Origin of the sequence: Microcoleus sp. S13C4 (assembly GCF_036700865.1) — a bacterium.
In the GTDB taxonomy this organism is placed as follows: Bacteria; Cyanobacteriota; Cyanobacteriia; order Cyanobacteriales; family Microcoleaceae; genus Microcoleus.
In genome coordinates, this window is sequence record NZ_JAUBPS010000089.1 from 1 (window position 1) to 22,313 (window position 22,313).

The window sequence follows — 22,313 nt, forward strand, 5'->3', positions numbered from 1 at the left end:
CGCTGGCATTTATAATTATGAACTTTCTTTAAAGACTAAATTAGAGATCGCCTGAGACTTTCGCAAGAGGTCTAATAGATTGCCGTTGCACACAGGTTGATTAATGAATATCCTTAAGATACTTTTCGTTGAGGTGTTGGAGCAATTTTGGCGCTCTCCAGGATACAAGATTGATGAGAGCTTCTAACCGCTCGTGCCAATACTTGCGGAGCGCATCGATTTCCGAATTGGCTAAGTTTTGCTCTTGTTCGGTTAAGTCCGCCGTCGCCCATTGAATCGCTTGCTTGGCTTTTTGGAGCTGGGCTATACAAAGTGCGTACTCCGATTCGATGCCAGCCTCAAATTCTTCAGCCAAGGCTTGCTGCTGTTGAGTCATGTATTCTTTGCCTTTGAACATATCTAATATCTTGCTAGTGAGGAAACTGTCGATTTCAGCTTGCGCGGGATGCAGTTATTTTTAAATACGCCTTGATTCTGGGATTGTCTGAATGACTGTCATCTTCCCTCCTTTTTGAACATCGCTCTGTCTGCTGCTACCCCATCTATCACCAAACTCTCAAATGCAGCTTCTATCCATATCGTCGCTCCCGAACACCGAGCTTTGCTCGCATCTTGAATCAACACGCAGCCGCCACCGAACTCAACCCCAAGTTAGTATTGATATCGATAGCTCTACCTGCCTATTAACATAGTTCGTAAACTAACTATTGTCAATAGTCTTTATTATGTATTTTATATAGTACCGTGTCTTTGACATCGGCTATAGCAGCATCATGCTTGCTTGTCAAAAAAGCTTTGGCGGTGCCACTGCAAAGCATCAGGCCTGGGACGATACTGTTCTCGCACCGGTAGCAGGATGCGATCGCCGTGAAAATCTCTGATGGGGCGAGCGTGAGGGGAATCTTCCCTCAAAGTATCGGAAACTACGATGGTGAAATCATCGTTGAGGGTAAACCAAAAACGGTCGAAAGCCCAGTGATGGTTTTTGCACAAACTCAGCCCGTTATTGATGCGGTCGTCGTAAAACTTAGCGAACGGCTTGATGTGCGCGCCATCTACGATATTCTCCAAAGTGTTGAACACCTGCAAGCCACAAAACGCGCAGCGGTGTTCGTAAACCGATGTGATAGTTCTCCGAAACGCGCCATCTCTAACAATAGATTCCTGCTCGCCCACGCTAGCAATCTCGTCTGGCTGATAAACGCGCCCGCCTGTAGAGAATAATTGGTTTTGCAAGTCACCGAAGGCATTAAATTGCAGCGAACGCTCGATTTGTTCGGTTTTGTCTGAGAACCAAGCATCGATCAGGGCAAGTGACAACTGATTCCTGCTTTGGGGATGTTGCAGGAGCTTCCATAATTCAGCATCTAAGTAAGCATAATCTACTGTTTGCCGGAGAGAACTAATGCTTCTTACCTTAACTTTATTTGCGCTCGATTCGACAAACTCAAACCCCGGTTTCGCCTTGAAGTGCCAAAATCCATCCGATTTTAAGTGAAAGAACGGCAAGCCAATATCGGCTCTCCTGTTGATTTCTAGCTCCCCCCACAGCTTCAGAAACGCTGCAATTAACTCAGGTGACAGATAAATTTGATTGTGCTGGATATCGCCCCTAGCGATTAATTCAATTATTGCTAGCAACAAGACTGGTTTATTGGGAGCGACCCCTGCGGATTGGCTTACATTTAAGCCAATTGGGTTTGATTTTGATTTTGGAAAAAACTTACGGCTGTAGTAATCAATTCCCTTGCCGTTCATAGCATTCACTAAGTATAATAGGTTGGCTCATTCCTGTTGGGGGGGTGTGTTTGTTTGGTGTCTAATTGCATTATAATACTAACTGACAGTCCGCTCAAAGCCAACCTTATGGATAACAGCAAGCAACAAATTAAACTCTATTTTGACGAATACAAAACCTGCTTGGGCGGTGTAGCTAACGATTGGTGGCAGCAAGACTTTAGCGGCGATTATTGGGCTTCTGATTACTTTTGGCTCCCCGTGGGCTACAATCCGATTGGTAAAAGCTTGGACGAACTGGCTCACTTTATTTGAATGATTGCATGAACGCTCAAAGCCACTCCATATTAAAATCGCATCCTATCCCCGGTGATGGCGGTCAAGCCCCCGGTCGCATTACTCTCAGAGAATGGCGCACCGGTGAAGAATGGGTAACGCATTTTTTCAACCTGCAAGATGGGGGATTTTATTACGGCCGTTACTTCACCGATTTAGGAGAAGCTGAGGCTAACTTCGAGCTGCGGGTAAAGGAATATCTCGGTTTGTTGGGGAAGCTGCCTAGTTCCCTAGAGTCAGAGGAACCGATCCAAATCCCAGAACGCATCCTTCAAGGTATTGATGCAGTTCGAGAAGCACAGACAACTAATATGTTCAATGCCAACATGGTTCGACTTCAAGCCGTAGCTTTGGGATATCTAGAAACCGCTCAATGGATTGAAGCTAACTTGGAAATTTATTGCAGCGGTGTTTTTAGGGGATTCGCAGCTCTCTAAAATAGATTGAACGGTGACAGGAAAAGTGATCGCCATATTGGTGGAGAAATGAGCTGTGGCAAAACCAAAGAGGTATCCCGACAATTGGCAAGAGATTGCGCTCTCGGTAAAAGAAAGCGCTCTTTGGCGCTGTGCTAAGTGCCATCAACAATGCCTCCGACCCGGTAAACAAAGCGGTTTAACCAAATCTGAACGGTGTGCTTTAACTTTAGCGGTGCATCATCGCAATCGGATACCGGAGGACAATCGCCCAGAAAACTTAATCGCTCTGTGTACCGCGTGTCACCTGTCCTATCACAATCGCGGTCAATCAAACGTATCGCCAGGGCAATTATCCTTGTTCCCCGATGATGCGATCGATTGGGATATTATGGAGTGCTCTCTGGAATCGGCATGAAACAATGTATCCGCTCCGAATCCGCTGGTGTCCGTTTACTTTGTTTAAAGGTAGCTTTACAGTTTTCCAGCGCGAGCGTGTTCGCCGTTGAAGAGGAAATTTCGTATTTTTGTTTAAGGGCTAACTCCGCGTTTGCTACACTATGGGTGTTTTGTACCCATGCCGGGGCTGTAATATTGATACTTTCCCGGCATAGGTTATTTAGTTATTCTCTAATTGCTGTTGGTGTTCCTTAGCTTCCGAGATTCTACGTTTGAGGGTGTCTAATGCCATTATCGCTGTCCAATTACCCCGATTAGCTAATTGGATATATTGCTGTATCAATTCTTCGGTGATTTGTTGGTCTAGCCACTGCACCAATTCTGCGGTTGCGAGGCGCGCTTGGGGATTGGTGTTGCCGAACATCTCGAACATTCCCAAACGCTGCATTTGCTCTAAGGTCATACTTTCCACCGCTTTCACGGCTTCTTCAAACTCTTGGGCAGTCAACTGGGACGGCTCATGAGGATGCTGCTGTAACAGGAAATAATCGATTTCTTTGTACGCGCCGACATACATTTTATGGCGAACAGTGTCGCATAAAATTGCGTGTTCGGGCAATTCATAAAATTCTCCAAAACGGAAACCCATCGCCTTGAGGCATGGGAGGAGTTTTTGCGACTTTAGTCGCAGTGAGTCTTCGAGAAAGAATAGCTATAGCCATCCTTTCGGTGAACAATTTGGCAGTATTTGTAACCAATTCCCTGAACCAATTCAGATGCAGAAATATTAAACGAGCCACTTGTTCTAACAGCAACACGACCAACATAAGTGCCGATTTTCTTTCCACTGGTTACAACCGCCTTCACAATGTCGCCAGTTTGAAAACCTTTGACAAAGTTGTTGCGAGGAGTGTACCGGGATGGAAAGCCAAATTTATCAGTTCGGCACATTTGGCGCGTACCGTGTCCAGTTGCTTTAATTAACAAAGGTTGATTTGTCAAAACCTCCAAAGACTCAATATGCCCAACACAAGCCGCATCAATCCAGTGAGATTTAGCTAATCCCAGTCGAGTGCGATTAAACTTGGTTAATCCACCAGAACCAGTCGATACAGGCAAACCCATCTCTTTGAGCCGATTCAGTAAAGCCCAACGGGTTGAATTAACTACTGCCGCATCCTTAAGAGGACGTTTCGCTTGGGCAAGTATCCGCTTGAGAACATCTGGCTTTTTAACCAGGAACCTCTCAATATCTTGAGTACCTTTCTTGATATTGCACTTCTCACAAGCAAGGCAAAGATTAGAGATGCGGTTAGTACCACCTTTAGCTTTGGGATGGATATGCTCAACTTGCAACGGCACGTTTTCGATACCACAATAAGCACATTTTCTATCCCATTTGTCAAGCAAATACTGCCGCACTTCATAACCAAGCAAAGTGCCTTGTTGATACTCAACACCAGAGATTTCTGGGTTTTCTAATTGTTGCAAATCAAACCGTACCAACTCTTGAACAATTGAACCAACTGGTGCAAATCTAATTAGTTTTGCCACCCAAGTCATTATTGTTTCAACTCGATGCTGCAAAGATGGCGCTAGCCATCCCTTCGGTTTACTCCGGTTTAGAAACCTTGCTGGACGATAACGAGTATGTCTGTTTCTACGACCGCGCCGTAGAGAGCGACGAGATTCAAGACTAGCTTTAATTGCTTGACCCCGATGGGCTAATTCTGCGCCAAACAGCACCCTAGAGCCTTGCAATAAAGCGATTCCGCTTGTTTTGGAGCCTGGGTCTAACTTAAGAGTTAGTTGCTCTGGTGTGACCTCATTCTTTGAAACCTTGAGCATAATGGTAAATGGGTATCTGCGGAAAACCGCAGCTTTACCAGAGGTTAACAACCGTCTTGCTACCGAGGGGTGGCCAGGAGTTAAAGGTTGTTTGTTAATGTCGATAACGAATACGAAATTTGACATTTCTGCCACTCCATTTCTGGGTAAATTTAGCTTCGCCAATGTTTAGTGAGCTTTTTAGACTTGCAGCACTGCGTCAGTGACCTTAACGCTTTTTAACTGCAAATGACAGAGCGGAAAACTAGCTTCGCATTCTCCGGTGTCTTGACTCACAAAACGTAGTCTGAGGACTAAGGCTGGTCAGTACGGCTTGCAATTTCTTACAAGCCCATCCCCTTCAGGGGTGGGTTACTGACCACAGATTAGGTCTATCGCGGGATCTGGAAATTGATTCGGGACATATTCTATGAACGCAGGTTCACCTGCAATGCCCACTCGGTTTTGCAAATCTGCCAGTTCCAACTTTTCTTCTACTTCCAGCCGGTGGATTCCTGTTGAATTAATCAAAGCGTAGAGCATAGCTTACTCCCTATTTTTTACACCCTAGCGGTAGCCCTTTAATTTAAATTATTTGTATATTTAAAATTACTCTTGATATTAAGTTGATTTAGTATGACCTCTGCTTACCACTTAACCCGCCCAACTCTGGTGGTTAGTGCTATCACGCCCGCGATCGACCAATCATGCGGGTATTGCTTATAACGATGGCGTAATTACCAAGTGGGGTACGTTCGAGAAGTGCTACTCCCATACCGAACTCAAACACTTTATTGAAGATACTTTGGGCGTACCTGCTCGGTATCTCACTCACAATACCTACACCGTTTCTTACAACTCTAAAGCTCTTTCCCTGATAATCTACCCAAGATTTTTTCCTTGAAAGGCAGCCTGTCCCCGCCATTTGGAGGGGGCTATTTTAATTATCCAAAACCACCGGATTTGGTGAGGTCAGACTTAAACTGAAGCCAATACTATCATTTTGTAACGTAATAAAAGCCAGCGTTTATGAAGAAAAAATCCTCAATACCAGATGCGATTCTGGCTATAGATTTTGGCGGCTTATCTACTAGAGTTTTCTGCCAAAGCTCGCAAGCAGGCAGTAAAGCGAACTCCTTTGTAATGGAATCGCAGGTGGGGCCAGTGAGCCAAGACATAGCCAATTGTTTCACACAACCCAACCTCGCATCAGCATCTCCCGAAAATATTGCTTGGGTGGCAATTGGTAATGAATGCCGAGCCGTTGGCTACCTAGCAGCATCGCAATTCAATGCTCACATCGGTTTAGCGGGACTGAAGTACAGTAGCGCTTTGTACAAAGCTCTAGCAGCTTTGTGGGTAGTGTCGCGGAAGTTAGATTTAGGCAGTCAATTTAGCGCTGCGATCTCCGTTTTCTTGCCCCCAGGCGAGTTTAATGACTCCAAGCAATTTTTTGAGATATTAAGTCAATACTCTGCTTCATTTGAAACACCCACAGGCAAGCTCTCCGTTACCCTGGACAAAACCCAAGCTTTGCAAGAAGGCGGCGGCATTGCTTTGATCCACAACAGTAATTTAGGTTCAGCCTTCAAGCAGCGGGTAACTGCCTTTGTTATGGTAGGATTTCGCAATGCTTCGGTAATAGTTTCGGCACGCGGTGCTGTCGGTAAGGGCAAAACTTCAGACTTAGGAATGGTAAGGTTGGTGGATCTAGTTCAAGAGCGAACATCTAACTACGATGCTTCCCGTTTGGCTTTATCAATCGCTCAAGCGGGCGTAAGCTACAACCGCCCTTACTTTTACCGAATTGCTCGGAATCGAGAGGAAACAGCTAAAGATCGAGAAGTTGACCAATTGATTGAAGCAGTCAAGCTGTCTCGCTTCGACTACGCTCGAATGCTATCTCATTGGATTAATGAAGTGCTGCCGCCCGATTTAGATGAAATTGTATTTTGCGTGGGTACTTCTGAATATATGAAGCCAGAACTGCGAAATCAGTTTTCTCATTATTCGCTGTCTTGGCACGCAGGTATAACAGTGCCAAAAACACTTGATCCTGATGGTTTAGGTTGCCGCATAGCTGATGTTTACGGACTATTTTCTTACTTCAAATCTCAGTTTGAGGTACTGAGGCAAAGCTCTGTTGCGGCAACTTCTCAGAGGGCAGAAGATACAACTTCTACTTCAGGAGATGCTCCACTCCCTCCAACTGATATACAGAGTGTAAAAGAATGTGCTGAACAATCTATCAAGCCCAAATCTGAACAATCTGCCAAGCCAAAATCTGAACAACCTACTCACCCAAAATCCGAGCCACCTACTCAATTAAAACTTGAGCAATTTACTCACGCTAAATCCGAGCAATCTACTGAACAAAAATTTGAGGAATCTACTGAGCAAAAGACTGAAGATATTACTGAACAAAACAGTGAAAACGGCGCTCAACAAAAGGCTGATTCAAGTATCAAACATAGCTGCTTAGATGATTCTAATAAATGGAGTGAGGAGGAGGAGTCGTCCAATACAGAACCTTCATTAGAGGAATCAGAAGCAAACTTAGATGCAGCTCTCTTATTGGGAGGACCCTACCGAGGTGCTGGAAAGAAGGTGAGGAATTATGCCTAGAAAACGTTACAAGGAATTTTGCTGGCGCTGTCAAGTTTTGCCCGATTCCGAAGACGCTATCTTGCTATCTTACCTGCAAAATCATCCTTTTTTTAGTTTACAGGAAACGATTTTACCTCTAATCAAAGCGCGGTGGCTGTTAGCATCATTACGCAATAGCGGTAGTCATTCTAGTACAGAGTTAGAGTATTTGAGGCGAGAAAGCATTAATTTTTTGCTTAGGCAGATAGATGAAGTTTGTCGAGATGCGGGATTTAACTGTACCGAGTTAGGAGCAATTGCCCCTGGTATTTCTTCGGGTTTAATTCCTTTAGCTACTTTCCCTCACTTATCGAATTCAGGTGCATCTATTGCTACGGAATTAACTGCCCTTGAGAGTTCAAATCCCGCAAGTTTGCCCGAAGAAAAAGAACCCGAGGAATTTTCGGGAGAAGTTGAGTTTGAAAACAGCGCATTTAACTTAGCTGGTTTCGATCCGGCAATGGTCGGGCCTAGCTTTAGTTAAAAATTATTAAGTCTTGAATAGACATCGACATCCAGCAAGGAGGAATGAAATGACTAACATGATTCACTTGGTTGACGGCGAGAAAGGTGGCGTTGGCAAGTCGATGCTAACTCGGATTCTGGTTGAATTCAATCAGAAGTATGAACTGCTGTACACGTTAATTGATGGTGATTTTCAAAATCCTGACGTGCAGCAGCGCTATCCTGAACACAATGCAAAAATCGTAGCTTTAGTTGAAGATGAAGAGAAGTTTTTCGATATCGATATTATTTTTGAAACAGCAGTAGAAACTCCTGTGATTGTCAATTTACCAGCTCGGGTTTACAGCATTATCAACAAATGGATTGACGAAGCTAATTTAACCTCTCCTGATTTTAAAGAGCAGTCAGGAGTTGAGGTATGCAAGTGGTTTATTTGCGGTGGCACGACGGACAGCATTGAAATGTTTATTGACTCTTTCAACTACTTTGAAGGTCAGCTCAATCACATTTTTGTCCGCAATTTTGGAGTTTGCAAAGATTGGTCGCACGTACAAAGCCATAAGGAAATGAACAAGCTCATTAATAATTACCGAATTCCTGTGGTAGATTTGCCGGCTCTGAGTGCAAGAGAGCGCAAGTTTATTGATACGAAGCGGTTGTCATTTTCTCAAGCAATGAAACACTCTGAATTCTTCTTGATTAGTCAGCAGCGATTGCATACTTTTCTGGAAGACTGTTTCCGTCTGATAGAAGATGTAGGTTTGTTTAACAACGCACCCAATCGCAATAAAAAAGAAGTTATCGCTCCCTATGAACAAAAAAAAAATGAGGAAATGCAGAGAGAAAATGAGCAACAAAATGAGTAACTAAATAAGCAACAGGTTGTAAAGTCTCAGGAGGCTGTAATTTGTAAAAAAGGTATCGTAAGCTTTTAAGAATCTAAATTAAGGCTTACGCACAGACTCTACTGATAGGGTGTGCCGAAACCAGCCCGCTGGCTGAGTGCAATCAACGCAGTTGTGTTATCCCAGGCGTTGGATATTAGCAATAAACGTTGTTTATTGCGTTTAAATTCTGAAAGTAAGAAGATCGATCGCCCGCTACGAGATTTCCAGGGTTTCAAAAACTTCTTCACCACTGGGCCAGCGGGCTGGGTGTGGCGAAACACATCTTAATACTACAGATAGTGTCTAAACCGATAATTTGCGGGTATTCCTGTAAATTTTACAGTCAATGGGTGATGAACTCGTTAGGAGACGGACAAAATATGAGTTCACACTATAGAATGCGCGATGCAGAACAGCATAAAGATTAGGATTTTGATTAGGTAGGAGGTTAAATGTCCGATCGACTTTTAGAAGAACTTTCCGAAGTTGACTCTGAAGAGTTTGGCGAGATATTGGAAACGCCAAGGGAACAGGGAAGACTTAATAATACCAAAAATAATTCCATACAATCCGCTGAAAATTCGCAAAATTTGCCCGATTCTCCAGATACAGTCCCAGAAGATGCAGTAGAAGAAAAGTTGAAATCAAATGGGAGTAAGCTAAATGAAGAGGAGTTTTGGGAACTCATAGACGATGATTCGAGGGAAAGAGAAGCTCTGAACAGAGATCCTTTATCTGCCCCTCCCATGTACGAGAGAGATACTGAGTCACTAATCAGCCAGGTACTCAAGGGCAAAGACTCCAAATTTCGCTCTCATGTCATTCAGACAGCTTACCGATACGGTCTCAATAAAAATGACCCGCTTTTTATCGTATTGCTGGCTACAGGTCAACTCGAACTGCTGTTAGAAAAAAAACCGCAAGAGATTGACCAGTTTTTCAAGAATTGGCAATCTCAATGGCAAGGTGATTTGAAAGATTCTCAAGCTGTCATCTCTCAAGAATTGGAACAAGTTCGGCAGCTTACTGAAAATTGGGAAAAAGAAAGCAGGGAGTTTTTAGAACGGCAGGGAAAAGCGGCTGTTAAGGTGCAACATCGCCACATTTCCAACTCAGTTTACACCCTAGTGCGACAAGCAGCTTTAGAAAAAGTTGCTCACGATATTTGGTCGGTGATTTTTGGGAGCGGGGTAGTGTTAGGGGCGATGGCGATTGGCGCTTTTATCGGGTTAGCTGTGCCCCGGTTCATTCCAGCGCCTGAACTCGACCCAAAAGGGCCGCGCCAGCTCACTTTAGAACAAGCCGTAGCGCTCGAATGGGGGCTGAGCAAAGAGGGTCAGTTTGCTCGCAAGAACGCGGATACAATTCAGTGGGCAACAAGCAATGAAGGGAAATATGCTCGCCAACTTATGAGCTGGAATCAAGCTTTGTTGAGCGAGAAAGGTGGCAAAAAATTGTGTGAAACTGAGATAAATCGATTGGGGGTGACGCTGACAGTAGAGGGTAAACCTGCACAAAAAGGATTTTGTACTTTGTGGATTCGCTCCCCTCAAGAACGAAAGTTTGTTCCTTGATGGCAAATACTAAAATCGAGAATGGGATGTAAATAAGTTAGCTTACCAGGAGAAATCTATGATGGCCAATTTGAACAATCAGCCGTTATCTGACCAAAATCCGAAGCAAGTGCAGTCGCAAATATCGGGTGTTTTAGTTGCACTAGACGACCCATTCGATAAGATGGTTTGGGATTACTGTTTGAGTCAACCATACCCAATATCGGAACAGATTAAGATTGTACTGAGTGCTTTCTGGGGACCGTTTGCTGCTAAAAATGCTAGCAAGTCTCCCGAGCGAGTGCGAGCGATGGCTTGTTATTCACTGCAACAATTAGCAGCTCAACAAAAATTGATTGACTCAGTGTTTGAACTGTCAAGTGAATCAAATAAACTTTCCGAAGTTATTGCTTTTCTCAAAATGAAAAATAGTTGTGAGGCACTCAATCAAGTTTGTGTCTATCCTCAATCTGTTCTAAATACTGCAATTCGGTGGGAGTAAGAGCCGTTGTTCTTTCTAACAAGTTGAGGATTTCTATCTCAAAAGGATCTAGATTTCCTAATTTGTGAAGTCGGTCAGTGCGATCGCAAATTTCTTGAAGTCCGGGTTGATTGTCTAGCGGTACAGCAGTGAGAGCGGAGTGCTTGAAGGTGTATGACTGCACGGTAATAGTAGGGATGTGTCGCATCCACACAGTGGCGGTTTTCTCCCCGACTGACTGAATGCGGCCTAACCGGCCGTTAACGTCTTGGCGATCGGGCGCGTACACTTCCACCAAGGAACCAATTTTGAGCGTCAGGTGGTGGGCGATCTTAGGTTCGCCTTCAGGTTTTACTTTTTTGTCGCGCCCCTGTAAAGTTTTGGCAACCTGAGCCGGATTGCTGCGAGTGTCGTTTGCCAAAGCGATGACCTGCTTCTTGGTCAGCCCAGCAGAGCGATTCAGTATTTTCCACTTCACTTCGTCCCCTCCAATAAAACTGAGAGCATCCACAGCTCGAGTAAATTGGGCATCCCGGTAAATCGTTCTGGGGGAAGCTTTGAACCGTTCTCCTAACTCTCGTGCTGTTTTGTCTGTCAAGCTGCCATTTTGACAGCTTGCTCCTTCTGGCATTGTTTTGTCTGTCAAGTGGTCATTTTGACAGCTTGCTCCTTCTGGCATTGTTTTGTCTGTCAAGTGGTCATTTTGACAGCTTGCCTCATCTGGCATTGTTTTGTCTGTCAAGCTGCCATTTTGACAGCTTGCTCTATCTGGCAATACTTTGTCTGTCAAACTGTCATTTTGACAGTTTGCCGAACGCTTGCCCCCGTGAGATTCCTTGGTCAGCTCGTACCAGGTGCCGCGCAGGTAGCTAACGGATTCTGGCGTCAAGCTGCGCCGTCCCAGTTGGTTGGCGATCGTCCAGACCTTGACTGCATTCCGACTGTCAAAAGACATCTCTACAATTTTGTATGGTATGCCGTGCGCGGTACAGATGGCGAACCTGTTGTGGCCGTCGATGAGAAGCTTTTCCTCGGCCCAGACTACTAACGGATCGCGGCATCCTTCCTCCAGAATGCTCGCTTGCAGGGCGGCTTTTTCGTCTTTACTCAGGGGAGGAATGAGAGATTGAAATTCGGGGTCGATTCGCAGTTGTTTCGCAGCACAAGAGGTACACCCTCCAATACCCCCCGGCAAAACAATTAACGCTTGCGGCTCCCGATCGTCTGCTTCTGATTGCATTTGACGCATTCCTGGCGAGTTTGTTGAATGCAAGGCTCGCCCGCGCTCGACCGCAACCGGAGTAGGGGAGTCAGCGCGGGCAGGAATTTTCTTGAACTATTCAACACTAACATAGTTATCGTCGAGAAGCCTCCAGAAAATGCGAAAATAGTAAAAAAAAGGAAATGCTATCGACGCTATGTCACCCAGGAAAGGAATTCACCCCCATCCCAACTCGCTAGCCAACCTCAACCGCTCTGGGGGACAACCCCGCTATGAAGAACCCAAGAAGCAAAGAAATATCCAGGTAACGTCGGTGGGATGGGAGGGAATTCGCGCGATCGCCATTGAACGCGGATTGAGCCTCAACGAGTTGATAGAACAGATTGGCAGGGGTCTAATTCCCCTTGGCAATGGTGAAAAAAGTAACTAATCGCCAGATATGGAAAGGGAGGTTAGATAAAAAAAAAATTCTATCAACTCGTTACTCGAAGTTTTATTGATAGTAATGACGGGTTTTTTATCTGTGAAAACTTGTTAAAAATTACGGTTTTGTGCCGTATAAATGTATCAGGAAAAAATATAATGGTTCAATCACCTCCAAAACTTATAACTGTCGATGAATTTATTACAAACTACGGCGACAGCGATTGCTACGAACTGATTGATGGTGAATTAACCGAAATGGAACCAACAGGGCCCCACGAACAAGTCTCCGGGTTTTTGGGACGAAAACTAAATGTAGAAATTGACCACCTGGATTTACCCTACCTTATCCCCCCTCGCTGTCTCATCAAACTATTAGGAACAGCAACAGCCTTTCGCCCCGATGTGCTTGTATTAGACCAAACTCGACTAATTAATGAACCTTTGTGGCAACAAGAACCTGTAATTACATCAGGTTCTTCTATTAAACTGATTGCTGAAGTCGTTAGCACCAACTGGCAAAACGATTACGCTCGCAAAGTTGAAGATTACGCCCTGCTTGGAGTGCCTGAGTATTGGATTGTTGACTATCTGGGCATTGGTGGCAGAGAATATATTGGCAAACCCAAACAACCGACAGTTACAATTTGTACGCTACGAGAAGATGAGTATCAAAAACAGTTGTTTCAAAATGACGATCTGCTTATTTCCTCAATCTTTCCCAACTTGCAATTAACAGCGCAACAAATCTTCGCGGCCGGCAGATATGCTGCTATCTAGCTTAGATCCAGGTAACGTCGGTAGGATGGAGAGAATTCGTGCGGTCGCAATTGAACGGGGATTGAGTTTCAACGAGTTGAGCGAACAGATTGGCAAGGGTCTGATTCCCCTTGGCGCTGAAGAAAGTAACTAATAGCTTGGTCACGAAAAGGACGATTCACTCAATTAAACTTTCTATCAACTCGTTACCAAAAGTTTTATTGATAGAAAGCAATAATTGGCTTGTTGATTCCCCGAGCGTGCTAACTAGCTCTCAAAATTTGCTCAATTAGGGAGACAACTTGCTGCGGTCGATGCTCAAAGTGCTTCTTGATTTGAAATTTTAACGAATCTGCTGGCACATCTTTTTTGTTGAGTTTCAGGCGAATATGCTCACTTCGTGGGAGAGTGGAATTGAGTCCTCGAATAACGGTGCGGCATTGTCGGAGAGTGAGGCTATCGACTTGAATGAAGGGTAGATTTAATGTGTCGGTATCGTCGAGTTGAATATTAGAAGCAAATTCGGCTTTAACTTGTCGCGAAGAGGTGAGGCGCTGTTCTTCTGTGGGTTCTGGAGTTGCTGCACCTTCGGCAACAGCAGGAAAGAAAGCAATTTCATTGAGAAGAGGCACAAAATCTGGGGCAAGTTCTGCTGAGAGTTTTTCAGAAGGATTCATCCGCTTCGATGCTAACAGCGTAGCGATATAGTGAACAATTAAGCCACCGTAACCAAAAATTACCACAGTTTCAATTGTGAGGGTGAGAAAATGCTGAATATGTTCGTACATGATTATAATTTATTTGCAAGTGGAACATCTCTCAAACGCGCTCGCGTTTAATATCAAAGCCTTACTACAGCCTTCTGAGAATGCGATCTCAAATATCGCAAAGGGAACTGGCGCGGTGGGTGGGCGGGCAAAATAAATCCTGCTCCAAGCAGGATTTTATCCCCTTTATTGGGGGTCGTCATTGATTATTTGACAAAATCATCAATCTCTTCATTATCGTCAGTCGCCTTTTTCTTATGAGAAGCTTTGACTGCTGACTCGATATAACGGAAGTGCAAGTCAATCACTGCTTGTTCAGATGAAAGCCAGTAAACGTTGCTCAAGATTTCTTCAAGCATCTCGTCAGCCGAGTAGCCTTCATATTGCTTGTTAAACCAAGTATTGAACGCTTCCCAGTCAAGAGCTTTACCTTTCTGTAACTGTCGTTGTTTGGCACGTCCCGTTAACTCGCGGGCAACGTGCAAAAACATCTCGAAGCGCTGTTCTTCAAGAGTTTCTGCAAATTGCTTTTGCATCGGAGTTGGAGCGGATTTGCGATTAGCCATGATTAACCCTCAAGCGTGTTTTTTTTTCACAACTAAAGCGACGGCAGTCTGCTAATTACAATTAATTCAAAAAATTTAGTGGGTGGGTGAGTGGGTAAAATTAAATTCACAACCAAGGTCAAAATTTCCTTGATTGTGAATTTGTTGGGTATGCTTCCCAGAGCGTCCTGATTCGGACGGTGGCGACAATCATTACCCTGAATCGCAATTCGTGGAAAAGGCCTCGATAGAGGCAAAAAAATGCTCTGCTTTTTCAGCAGAGCTTTCTAATCAAACTTTAGCAATTATTCGTCGTCTTCCTCAAATTCTTCGTCTTCATCTAAACTAAAATCATCCTCCTCATCGTCATCATCCTCATCCTCATCGCCTTCCTCGTCTTCGTCATCCTCATCAATTTCATCGAGTATGTCATCAATTTCATCATCTTCATCATCGAGTTCGTCGTCGTCATCGAGTTCTTCAGTATCTTCTTCAGAGGATTTAGCTAACTCGTTGCGGCGCTTTAAGCTTTGAGCATTGAACTCCATTAAATCGGCAATGGCAGCTTGCGGGTTGTCAGCAATTGTATCGTAAAGTTGGCTCATCGCTAAGGCAACAACTTCGACATCATACTTGAGTTCCTCGGGTCGGCCAACTAGCTTGGGAAACACAGTATTGTTCCACTCTTGCCAGTCGAACTTTTTACCATTGCCATTGCCGTTGCGCTTGTTCAACTGAGCTTGAATATCCAATCCCAGTTTTTCGCGAATTGCGTGGCCAACCTTTGTCGAAATACGGCTATCGCGACGCTGAATTGTCACGCCGTACTTCTTATGAATTGTATTGCGAATCTGTTTGACTAGCTCGCCAGCAAGTTGCTCGGAGCTGAGGTTAGGTTGAGGTTTTGATTTGGCTCCATTGTTACTGCCGACAGTTTGACTGTTCTGTTTTTCAGGTGGCTTAGATTTAGCAGGCACTGGTGACTGAGAGCGAGTGGGAGTGGCTGCGGTTTGCTTTTTACTTGTGACCATGATTGACAATTTAACTTGCATAACATCAATTAATGAGTGCCGTTAGGCACAATTACCCCCTCCAGTAGAGGGGGAGTATTTCGCTCATTAGCAGGAAGCTAAATTTTAATTATGTTAGTTAAACTTTTATGTTAAATATCCTCTATTTAGATGTATAACCTCATGAAATTTTTCACTGCTTGGTCTAATTTAAGAGCGACTCAAACTCAAATATTTGCCCTCGAATATTACAGTGCAGATCGCCAAAAAATATTGTCATCATTTCATCAGTACGCCAGTGAGTGTTGTTTACCTGTTTATTATTGGAATCCTGGCTATGCAACTCTTCAACAGGTGCGATGTTTGGATAAACATCTCCCGAATTTAGGTTGTCATTCTGATATGACAACCGTTTCAGATCCTTTTCATCAGATGGATAATAGTGAATACGTCTTATGCAAAACTGAGCTATCTGTCGAGAGTGATGTCCTGCAATTTCTGCTGGAAAATGACTGCCCCGGTATCTTTTTGTTAGAAGATATTTTGGAATCAGAGAGTAGCGAACAGCCTCTTATCCGCCGTTATTCTCAATTGGCTAACGCATTCTTTGAACTGAAAGGGCGTTGGGCCCACCAATATTGGGTACTGCTGGGTGAGTACATCCAACTGCCATCAAAGCTAAGTCCATTAATTCCTCTACTTAAATGTCCGTTACCCGATCGTTTTGAAGTCGAAGTTCTTGTAGATAATTTTTGCGATCGCAATTGTTCCCTTGATTTTGGTTCAGATGCGGTAGCTGCTAAAAAACGGCTGGCTGTTTCTAGTCTAGGGCTGCCAACTGCTGAAATTGAATTAGTGTTAGATCGATCGCTCTCTGTGACCGCTTCAGTTGTCCAAATCGCACAGTTGGTATTGGAGCATAAAATATCGCAACTTCGAGACCAGGGGTTGGAGTTCATTGCTTCTCCAGACGTGCCTCATGCTGGCGGTTTAGATTTATTAGACGCTTATTTGAGCGAAGTCCTAAAGCTGTCAGAAGCTGATGCCAAGAAATATCACCTCAGACCTCCCAAAGGAATGCTGCTGTGGGGGCCGCCGGGGACGGGCAAAAGTTTGAGTGCAAAGCTAGCTGCTAAGAAGCTAGGTTATGCGCTTTTAGCAGCAAGTTGGGGCAATATTCTAGGTTCCTCTAATCCAGATCGCGCTCTCAATAAAATGCTGGATACAGCCGATAATTTGGGCGGCTGCGTGCTATTTTTCGACGATTTTGACAAGGGTTTTTCTGGCTGGGAATCAAATGCTGACGGCGGTGTAGCTAGGCGGCTGTCGCAGAAATTGCTCACCTGGATGCAGGAGCATGAAAGCCCCGTGTTAATGTTAGCTACTGTTAACCGCTTAGAAATGCTGCCGACTGAACTTATCCGCAGATTTGACGACGGCGGAATCTGGTTTGTGGATTTGCCACACAGCGGCGCTCGCTATGAGATTTTCAATTTGCACTTAGCTAAGTATTTCCCAGAGCAGTTTGGGGAAGGAAAAGAGAATCTTTGGAGCGACAGGCAGTGGTATTCATTACTATCTGATTATGCCGGAGCAACGAGTGCTGAAATTGCGATCGCAGTAAAGCGCTGTGCTGAGCGAGCTTATTGTGAAGGGCGACCTGGTAAAATTGAATTGGCCCATTTGCGTTATCAGAGAACTCTGTTTGTGCTGTCGTCTGAGCGTTCTTCTGAAGATATCCAGGGGATTCGCAACAAAGCGTCCTTTGCTCGGCCTGCTTCTGGGAGGGATGGGTCTAAATTTGCGGCGGGAGAGCAAGAGTTATTCGAGTATCGGCCATCTGCTTACGATAAAACTTGAGTGCATGATAAATCGCAATAGCATCGGTTCGTTTTCTCCCCTCCCCACTCCCAATCTTTCCCCGTTAATCTCTTACCCTCCCCAACTTTCCATCACCTTAATTTCTACCTCGCAAGGAATCGGAGAGAGAAACTTATTCCCAGCTCTCACCATACATTTTTTAAGCAAGGCTTTAACTGGCCTCACTTCTTCAAGAGGACACTCTATTAAAATTTCATCGTGAACCACACAAATCAGTTTAACATCCGTGCAGCTTAGAGGTGAAAAAATGAGACCAAGAGCGAGTTTAGTAATGTCAGCGCTCATCCCTTGAATTGGGTTATTTAGCATTTCGTTAAGCAGCGGTTTAGTATCTTTTGACCATAATCTCCTTCTGCCTAAGACTGTCCGACTCTCTCGAATACCTCGGCTCCAGGCCTTCCGAACTTTGGCGTGAAATTGTTTGATACCTGTATAGGATTCAAAGAACTTATTACGAAAGTGTGAAGCTTGTTGCAGCGTTAAAGTGACTCCATGCTCTGCTTGAGCCATATTCTTAAATTTCGTAACTCCCATGCCATAAATTAAACCGAAGTTAATAATTTTGCCGAGCTGTCTGTCTTCGAGAGTAATTTCAGATAAGGGTTTTGCTAGCACCAAGGAAGCTGTGAGAGAGTGCAAATCTTCCCCTTTGGAGTAAGCTTTCACCATCGTGCGATCGCCGGAAACCTTCGCCATGATCCGCAGTTCAATCTGGCTGTAATCGGCTTTGAGCAGGACGTAACCGGGTGCAGCTTTAAAACACTGTCGGGTTTCCTTATCTCTGGGGATATTCGTTAAATTTGGCTCTCGACAACTAAACCGTCCTGATCTAGCACCAATCTGAAACCAATTGGGATGAATGCGCCCTGTAATCGGGTGAATGCGTTCAGGTAAACCCAGAGTAAAAGTATCGATACGAGCCGATAAACTGCGGTATTCTAACAGTGCTTGAATAACGGGATACTCGCCTTGCAAAGGAATTAAATGTTGAGAGCTAGTGGAAGTAACAGGAATACCTTTTTCTTGCAAAGCCGCTAAGACTTGCTTGGGAGAGCGAGGATTAATTGTATCCGTAAATTCTGGCAGCAGAGAGATTTGGTGGTGATGGTTAGGTCGATGGAGTTGCGAATTAATTTGTTTTAAAAGAGAGTCGCGTTGATGACAGAGCTTGACTCCCAAAACTTTCCACTGTTCTCTATCTAAAAGCATTCCGTTGAGTTCCATAGAAGCCACCGCAGGCAGACAAGCAAACTCTAGTAAAGCAGTTTTCCAAAGCTTAGAAGCTTTCAGTTTTTGTTGCAGAGCAGCAGCCAGCGGGAGTAAGATTGCAGCATCGGTAGCAGCATATTGGAGTTGAGCGAGTGTTAAGTTTCCCGACCAATCGCTAACTTGCTGCGTTTTGTCTAGCTTTACTTTCAACAAATTCTCAGTGACAGACTCTAGGGACAGGTGGCGTTTTAGTCCAGCCGTCAGCACTCGGTAAGCCAAATAGGTATCGAAAAAGGGTTTGGATGGTTCCAGTCCGGCAAAAGCGAGCATTTGCCATTCAAATTTGAGGTTGTGACCTACCTTCAGTGCAGGACTCGCTAAGAGCAAGCGTAATGGTTCGAGGGAACTCGGTTCAATGGCCCATAAATCTACAATGATTACTGGATGGTCAGGAATGGCAAGTTGTAACAATCTAATTTTGGCTTTGTAGGGGTCAAGCCCTGTCGTTTCGCAGTCTATACCGATAATTTTTGCTTGTTGGAATGGTTGAAGGGCTGTTTCAAGATTGAAAGCAGTATCGATCAGTTGATAAGGAGTTTTAAGTGTAACTTGCAAATGAGCTATTTTAAGTTTGTCTGGACTCAAAACAGTTGGAATAGCGGTTGATTGTTTCTGCTCTTTTAGTGGATTAGGTTTCATAATTAGTTCCGTTTATAAAAAAGTGAAAGAATATCCTTGTGTCAATAATGCACAAAATTTAACTATTTTTAAGGAGTTTTCGACATTAGGTAGCTTGAGGATGATGGGTTTTATTTGGGAAGTATACGAGTTATAAGTCTGTTTTTTGTAAATCAATTTAAGTCCTGAACTTTAGGAATAAGGTAAGAGACATAAAGGATGGCGGTTGGTCTAAAAAAACCAGCCAACCCTGGTTTTGATTGAAAATAGTTGCCAACTTTAGAGCTGGCAACAGTTGTTTTGACTATCCCAAGTGCGGCCTAAAAGGTCGCAGCCTAGTTTGCCATCTGGAATCTTTTTACAAACGGCTGCGTTAGCGTCTGTACGATTAGCTTTTGAAAAAGATTTTTAGAGGGAGGTGAGTTGGAAAATATTGCTTGAATTGAAATTTAAAAATTATGACATATAATGTAGTTGTCACAATAATTAGGTTTGGCAATTGAATCGCCCTATCCAGCTTCTTCGAGTTCGAGATCGACAGGTAGTTAATGCTATCCTGACATCCGTTACTGAGAAGCATTTAGAAGATGCGACAACCCTGTGGCAACCAACGCTTCGAGGGAGTGGAGAAGAAGATGAATACTGGAATTGGGTTAGTAAAAGCTATAGAACTCAGTTTTTACCAGGAGATGAACTATATGCCATTGAGTGTGATGGCATAACTCAAGGTTTAATGACTATCGATATTTTAAAAAAACGCTGCTATATTGAGTCTCAATTGAGACGAAGATTGGTGTACGTCAAAGCCTTAGCAACGGCTCCCTGGAATCGACCAGCTATAAGCAATCCTCCCACTTATAAAGGAGTAGGTGGAACTCTAATAGATTTTGCGATCGCTCGTAGTGAGGAACTAGGATAAGCTGTTGCACATTTAAACTGTGATACAAGCATTGCCCTTATTTTTAATTTTGCGATTCCATTTAATTATTAATTGCCCTTCATTTAAGAGGCGATGCAATAAATACTCTAGCTCTTCAATAGATGTAAAAAGTCGATTGGCAATATATTCTTTTGCCGAATGCCATACTAATTCAATTAAGTTATAGTCTGGGCTGTATTCGGGGAGGAATTCTAAATGAAGATTAGGCATTTCTGTTTCAATTATTTTCAGGTACTCTTCTTTCTTATGAAAACTAGCATTATCCAAAACAATCACTATTTTCGCTCCTTTTTCAGCAAATTCTGAGGCTTGATTACCTGCTGATACCCATTCATTGATTAGCTCTTCATAAAACAGTTTTAGCACTTGATAAAAATTATATGAATTGCCTTTTTTGAGGAATTCTACCCACCTTTTTTTATCCGAATTTCTCACTACTCCCATTACATTAACTCTGCCTTTTCTTCTGTCTCCTCTGACCTTTTTTCGGCTTCCTTTTTTACACCAGTTCTTCCTTCTGGTGACTCTTAAACTAAATCCACTCTCGTCCCAAAACCATACCTGTAAACGTTCTGGCGATTCTTTCTCTATTTTTAAATATTCGGCTATCTTTATTTTAAACGCTGTTCTTTTTTCGGGATTTCTCTTTGACTCCAAACTATACTTAGCCCAGATGTAAACATACTTTTTTTGCTTTAATATCCTCCGAACTTGTCCTCCACTTAATTTTATTCCTGTGGATTCTTCTAAGTATGTTGCTAATCTCTGCGCTGTCCATCGTCCAAATTCATATCCTAGTTCTTGAGGGTTTTTCTCTATAGTTTCTAATAATATCTCTATATATTTATCGGTGGCTTTTTTGTGATTTCCCTTCATCCTTTCATCTATTAGACTTTCTAGATTGTCGGGGTCTCCCTTCATACACCAATAAGATACTTTATTTATTGAACAACCCAAAAACTCAGCGATTTTAGATTGTGTTTTTCCGTCATTGAGCAATAATAAAATCAGAATTCTTTCTCTGACATTTGCCTTTTCTTCCTCTTTTAAGGCTTTCTGTAGTTTCTCTATTTGTTGGGAATTAAGATGGTTTTTAGCTGGCATTTTTGTAGAGATTGACTAAACTTAATTTTTATTATACCCTATTTAAAAGTACAACAGCTTACCAAGGAAGGATAGGCTTCCACGCACTGCCTGGTGCGCTAGTATTTTATAGAAAGTTGAAAGTGGGGCTGCTAGACTGCGGTCCAGATCCTGAAGAACCCGACAATCTTAATTACTTTGAAACATTAAGGAAAGACAAATGAGTAACTCAATTCCCTCCCAGCCCCAATCCACAATAGATGATACAACCAGTTATCCGCGCTTGATGGAACTGATAGAAGCAGAAGATGCAGCTAATGGAGAAGTTAGCTGCGGTCGGAATTTGGGTAATAAACCTTCACTTTATCTGAAAACCTGCGGTATCAATATCTCTGATGAAAAGCTAAGAAATTTGTTAAGGGAGTATTTAGGTCATTTATTGATGGAGCTAGATTTTGACTCAATCATCAACCAGGTGAGTCATTTCGTAGAGTCATTAGTCGTGCAGGAACACACTCAACTAGAGCAGACAAGACCAGCATTAATGCTCTTAGAATCAGTTTTTGAGCAAATTCCTGCGAAAGAACTCAAACAATGTATTGAGTCAGAATTGGGGGAGTTTTGTTCGGAAACTGCGATCGAGGAAATTGTTCAGTACACTGGTCAAGTGATTTACTATTCACTTCTCCAACCTCGACATAAGTGGCCCAAACCTATTTGGGTACTAAGTGCTCTTGAGAAGGTGTATATTGCTCAGGCATCTAGTTTAGATGCAGCAATTGCCCAAGTTAAAGCACAATATCCCGACGAAACCGGAGAGCTGCAAGTAATAAAAGTCGGAGGTGTTCTCGCACCCAACCAAGTGATTTGCTTGGACTTAATGAACAAATTTTAAATAAAAAATGCGGAAGGAATTTGGTAGCTTTAAACGCACCCCAATCTGCGTCATATCCCCTCTCTTAAGCATGGGTATTGGGAGCATCCCGGTTTTGTAAATATCCGAATAAGTGTAAAATAGTTAAAATCAATAAAAGCGTCAAAAAAAGTCG

Annotated in this window: 24 protein-coding genes; 13 read left to right on the top strand and 11 right to left on the bottom strand. The window is 43.4% G+C overall.

Annotated elements, in window-relative coordinates; all coding sequences use genetic code 11:
* Positions 1–100 precede the first annotated feature (100 nt).
* Positions 101–397 (bottom strand): hypothetical protein, encoded by a 297-nt coding sequence (locus tag QT996_RS25205; protein ID WP_333049927.1) that lies wholly within the window; start codon positions 395–397, stop codon positions 101–103.
* A 374-nt stretch (positions 398–771) separates the two neighbouring features.
* Positions 772–1,641, bottom strand: a complete 870-nt coding sequence (locus tag QT996_RS25210) for an HNH endonuclease (RefSeq protein WP_333049930.1) — start codon at positions 1,639–1,641, stop codon at positions 772–774.
* A gap of 225 nt (positions 1,642–1,866) precedes the next feature.
* Here QT996_RS25210 and QT996_RS25215 point away from each other — a divergent pair, with 225 nt between their 5' ends.
* The 3 genes from QT996_RS25215 to QT996_RS25225 are packed head-to-tail and all read left to right on the top strand — an operon-like array spanning position 1,867 to position 2,907.
* Entirely contained in the window at positions 1,867–2,052 is a 186-nt protein-coding gene (locus QT996_RS25215; RefSeq protein ID WP_333049932.1) for a hypothetical protein, read from the top strand.
* An 8-nt stretch (positions 2,053–2,060) separates the two neighbouring features.
* A complete protein-coding gene (locus QT996_RS25220) occupies positions 2,061–2,510 on the top strand; it encodes a DUF5049 domain-containing protein (RefSeq protein ID WP_333049933.1) in 450 nt (149 codons plus the stop codon).
* A 55-nt stretch (positions 2,511–2,565) separates the two neighbouring features.
* Positions 2,566–2,907: an HNH endonuclease gene (locus tag QT996_RS25225; protein WP_333049934.1), complete on the top strand. Its 342-nt coding sequence runs from the start codon at positions 2,566–2,568 to the stop codon at positions 2,905–2,907.
* 201 nt (positions 2,908–3,108) lie between these two features.
* Here QT996_RS25225 and QT996_RS25230 read toward each other — a convergent pair whose 3' ends face one another.
* The 3 genes from QT996_RS25230 to QT996_RS25240 all read right to left on the bottom strand — a co-directional run bounded on the left by QT996_RS25230 (position 3,109) and on the right by QT996_RS25240 (position 5,258).
* Positions 3,109–3,537 carry a hypothetical protein gene (locus QT996_RS25230; protein WP_333049935.1) on the bottom strand — a complete coding sequence of 143 codons (429 nt, stop codon included), beginning with the start codon at positions 3,535–3,537 and terminating at the stop codon, positions 3,109–3,111.
* Positions 3,538–3,569: 32 nt separating this feature from the next.
* Complete coding sequence (gene iscB, locus QT996_RS25235; RefSeq protein WP_333049936.1) at positions 3,570–4,862, bottom strand: RNA-guided endonuclease IscB; 1,293 nt, start codon at positions 4,860–4,862, stop codon at positions 3,570–3,572.
* 225 nt (positions 4,863–5,087) lie between these two features.
* Positions 5,088–5,258 (bottom strand): hypothetical protein, encoded by a 171-nt coding sequence (locus QT996_RS25240; protein WP_333049938.1) that lies wholly within the window; start codon positions 5,256–5,258, stop codon positions 5,088–5,090.
* Positions 5,259–5,744: 486 nt separating this feature from the next.
* On the opposite strand from QT996_RS25240, the gene QT996_RS25245 reads away from it, so the two are divergent.
* From QT996_RS25245 to QT996_RS25265, 5 genes are all read left to right on the top strand, one after another.
* Complete coding sequence (locus QT996_RS25245) at positions 5,745–7,340, top strand: hypothetical protein (RefSeq protein WP_333049939.1); 1,596 nt, start codon at positions 5,745–5,747, stop codon at positions 7,338–7,340.
* Entirely contained in the window at positions 7,333–7,845 is a 513-nt protein-coding gene (locus tag QT996_RS25250; RefSeq protein ID WP_333049941.1) for a hypothetical protein, read from the top strand. Before QT996_RS25245 ends, QT996_RS25250 begins: the two co-directional genes overlap by 8 nt.
* 49 nt (positions 7,846–7,894) lie before the next feature.
* Positions 7,895–8,692, top strand: coding sequence for a mobilization protein MobD-like protein (locus tag QT996_RS25255; RefSeq protein ID WP_333049942.1), 798 nt, complete (start codon positions 7,895–7,897; stop codon positions 8,690–8,692).
* 473 nt (positions 8,693–9,165) lie between these two features.
* Complete coding sequence (locus tag QT996_RS25260; protein WP_333049943.1) at positions 9,166–10,287, top strand: DUF6753 family protein; 1,122 nt, start codon at positions 9,166–9,168, stop codon at positions 10,285–10,287.
* Positions 10,288–10,345: 58 nt separating this feature from the next.
* Positions 10,346–10,768 (top strand): hypothetical protein, encoded by a 423-nt coding sequence (locus QT996_RS25265; RefSeq protein ID WP_333049944.1) that lies wholly within the window; start codon positions 10,346–10,348, stop codon positions 10,766–10,768.
* Here the strand turns inward: QT996_RS25265 and QT996_RS25270 are convergent.
* A complete protein-coding gene (locus QT996_RS25270) occupies positions 10,710–11,987 on the bottom strand; it encodes a hypothetical protein (protein WP_333049946.1) in 1,278 nt (425 codons plus the stop codon). The genes QT996_RS25265 and QT996_RS25270 overlap by 59 nt on opposite strands.
* A 178-nt stretch (positions 11,988–12,165) precedes the next feature.
* Between QT996_RS25270 and QT996_RS25275 the strand changes: the two genes are divergently transcribed.
* Positions 12,166–12,399, top strand: a complete 234-nt coding sequence (locus QT996_RS25275; RefSeq protein WP_194012320.1) for a hypothetical protein — start codon at positions 12,166–12,168, stop codon at positions 12,397–12,399.
* Between the two features lie 152 nt (positions 12,400–12,551).
* Positions 12,552–13,172 (top strand): Uma2 family endonuclease, encoded by a 621-nt coding sequence (locus QT996_RS25280; protein ID WP_333049948.1) that lies wholly within the window; start codon positions 12,552–12,554, stop codon positions 13,170–13,172.
* A 242-nt stretch (positions 13,173–13,414) separates the two neighbouring features.
* Here QT996_RS25280 and QT996_RS25285 read toward each other — a convergent pair whose 3' ends face one another.
* The 3 genes from QT996_RS25285 to QT996_RS25295 form a co-directional block, all read right to left on the bottom strand.
* Positions 13,415–13,939, bottom strand: coding sequence for a hypothetical protein (locus QT996_RS25285; RefSeq protein ID WP_333049950.1), 525 nt, complete (start codon positions 13,937–13,939; stop codon positions 13,415–13,417).
* A 185-nt stretch (positions 13,940–14,124) separates the two neighbouring features.
* On the bottom strand, positions 14,125–14,484 hold the full coding sequence (locus QT996_RS25290) for a hypothetical protein (RefSeq protein ID WP_015179737.1): 360 nt from the start codon (positions 14,482–14,484) through the stop codon (positions 14,125–14,127).
* Positions 14,485–14,768: 284 nt separating this feature from the next.
* A complete protein-coding gene (locus QT996_RS25295) occupies positions 14,769–15,494 on the bottom strand; it encodes a hypothetical protein (protein WP_333049951.1) in 726 nt (241 codons plus the stop codon).
* 162 nt (positions 15,495–15,656) lie between these two features.
* Between QT996_RS25295 and QT996_RS25300 the strand changes: the two genes are divergently transcribed.
* Positions 15,657–17,333, top strand: a complete 1,677-nt coding sequence (locus tag QT996_RS25300) for an AAA family ATPase (RefSeq protein WP_333049953.1) — start codon at positions 15,657–15,659, stop codon at positions 17,331–17,333.
* A 72-nt stretch (positions 17,334–17,405) separates the two neighbouring features.
* On the opposite strand, the gene QT996_RS25305 is transcribed toward QT996_RS25300, so the two are convergent.
* Positions 17,406–19,262: a bifunctional 3'-5' exonuclease/DNA polymerase gene (locus QT996_RS25305; RefSeq protein ID WP_333049955.1), complete on the bottom strand. Its 1,857-nt coding sequence runs from the start codon at positions 19,260–19,262 to the stop codon at positions 17,406–17,408.
* A 478-nt stretch (positions 19,263–19,740) separates the two neighbouring features.
* On the opposite strand from QT996_RS25305, the gene QT996_RS25310 reads away from it, so the two are divergent.
* A complete protein-coding gene (locus QT996_RS25310) occupies positions 19,741–20,160 on the top strand; it encodes a hypothetical protein (RefSeq protein ID WP_333049956.1) in 420 nt (139 codons plus the stop codon).
* Between the two features lie 12 nt (positions 20,161–20,172).
* Here the strand turns inward: QT996_RS25310 and QT996_RS25315 are convergent, their stop codons facing one another.
* Positions 20,173–21,285 (bottom strand): IS630 family transposase, encoded by a 1,113-nt coding sequence (locus tag QT996_RS25315; protein ID WP_333049958.1) that lies wholly within the window; start codon positions 21,283–21,285, stop codon positions 20,173–20,175.
* A 199-nt stretch (positions 21,286–21,484) separates the two neighbouring features.
* Between QT996_RS25315 and QT996_RS25320 the strand changes: the two genes are divergently transcribed.
* Positions 21,485–22,159 carry a hypothetical protein gene (locus QT996_RS25320; protein WP_333049959.1) on the top strand — a complete coding sequence of 225 codons (675 nt, stop codon included), beginning with the start codon at positions 21,485–21,487 and terminating at the stop codon, positions 22,157–22,159.
* Positions 22,160–22,313: the final 154 nt, after the last annotated feature.

What these genes read in the sequence shown, in the direction of transcription:
- QT996_RS25205 (WP_333049927.1), bottom strand. Translation starts at nt 397, where the DNA reads ATGTTCAAAGGCAAAGAATACATGACTCAACAGCAGCAAGCCTTGGCT.
- QT996_RS25215 (WP_333049932.1), top strand. Translation starts at nt 1,867, where the DNA reads ATGGATAACAGCAAGCAACAAATTAAACTCTATTTTGACGAATACAAA.
- QT996_RS25220 (WP_333049933.1), top strand. Translation starts at nt 2,061, where the DNA reads ATGAACGCTCAAAGCCACTCCATATTAAAATCGCATCCTATCCCCGGT.
- QT996_RS25230 (WP_333049935.1), bottom strand. Translation starts at nt 3,537, where the DNA reads ATGGGTTTCCGTTTTGGAGAATTTTATGAATTGCCCGAACACGCAATT.
- iscB (WP_333049936.1), bottom strand. Translation starts at nt 4,862, where the DNA reads ATGTCAAATTTCGTATTCGTTATCGACATTAACAAACAACCTTTAACT.
- QT996_RS25240 (WP_333049938.1), bottom strand. Translation starts at nt 5,258, where the DNA reads ATGCTCTACGCTTTGATTAATTCAACAGGAATCCACCGGCTGGAAGTA.
- QT996_RS25245 (WP_333049939.1), top strand. Translation starts at nt 5,745, where the DNA reads ATGAAGAAAAAATCCTCAATACCAGATGCGATTCTGGCTATAGATTTT.
- QT996_RS25250 (WP_333049941.1), top strand. Translation starts at nt 7,333, where the DNA reads ATGCCTAGAAAACGTTACAAGGAATTTTGCTGGCGCTGTCAAGTTTTG.
- QT996_RS25255 (WP_333049942.1), top strand. Translation starts at nt 7,895, where the DNA reads ATGACTAACATGATTCACTTGGTTGACGGCGAGAAAGGTGGCGTTGGC.
- QT996_RS25260 (WP_333049943.1), top strand. Translation starts at nt 9,166, where the DNA reads ATGTCCGATCGACTTTTAGAAGAACTTTCCGAAGTTGACTCTGAAGAG.
- QT996_RS25265 (WP_333049944.1), top strand. Translation starts at nt 10,346, where the DNA reads ATGATGGCCAATTTGAACAATCAGCCGTTATCTGACCAAAATCCGAAG.
- QT996_RS25270 (WP_333049946.1), bottom strand. Translation starts at nt 11,987, where the DNA reads ATGCAATCAGAAGCAGACGATCGGGAGCCGCAAGCGTTAATTGTTTTG.
- QT996_RS25275 (WP_194012320.1), top strand. Translation starts at nt 12,166, where the DNA reads ATGTCACCCAGGAAAGGAATTCACCCCCATCCCAACTCGCTAGCCAAC.
- QT996_RS25280 (WP_333049948.1), top strand. Translation starts at nt 12,552, where the DNA reads ATGGTTCAATCACCTCCAAAACTTATAACTGTCGATGAATTTATTACA.
- QT996_RS25285 (WP_333049950.1), bottom strand. Translation starts at nt 13,939, where the DNA reads ATGTACGAACATATTCAGCATTTTCTCACCCTCACAATTGAAACTGTG.
- QT996_RS25290 (WP_015179737.1), bottom strand. Translation starts at nt 14,484, where the DNA reads ATGGCTAATCGCAAATCCGCTCCAACTCCGATGCAAAAGCAATTTGCA.
- QT996_RS25295 (WP_333049951.1), bottom strand. Translation starts at nt 15,494, where the DNA reads ATGGTCACAAGTAAAAAGCAAACCGCAGCCACTCCCACTCGCTCTCAG.
- QT996_RS25300 (WP_333049953.1), top strand. Translation starts at nt 15,657, where the DNA reads ATGAAATTTTTCACTGCTTGGTCTAATTTAAGAGCGACTCAAACTCAA.
- QT996_RS25305 (WP_333049955.1), bottom strand. Translation starts at nt 19,262, where the DNA reads ATGAAACCTAATCCACTAAAAGAGCAGAAACAATCAACCGCTATTCCA.
- QT996_RS25315 (WP_333049958.1), bottom strand. Translation starts at nt 21,285, where the DNA reads ATGCCAGCTAAAAACCATCTTAATTCCCAACAAATAGAGAAACTACAG.
- QT996_RS25320 (WP_333049959.1), top strand. Translation starts at nt 21,485, where the DNA reads ATGAGTAACTCAATTCCCTCCCAGCCCCAATCCACAATAGATGATACA.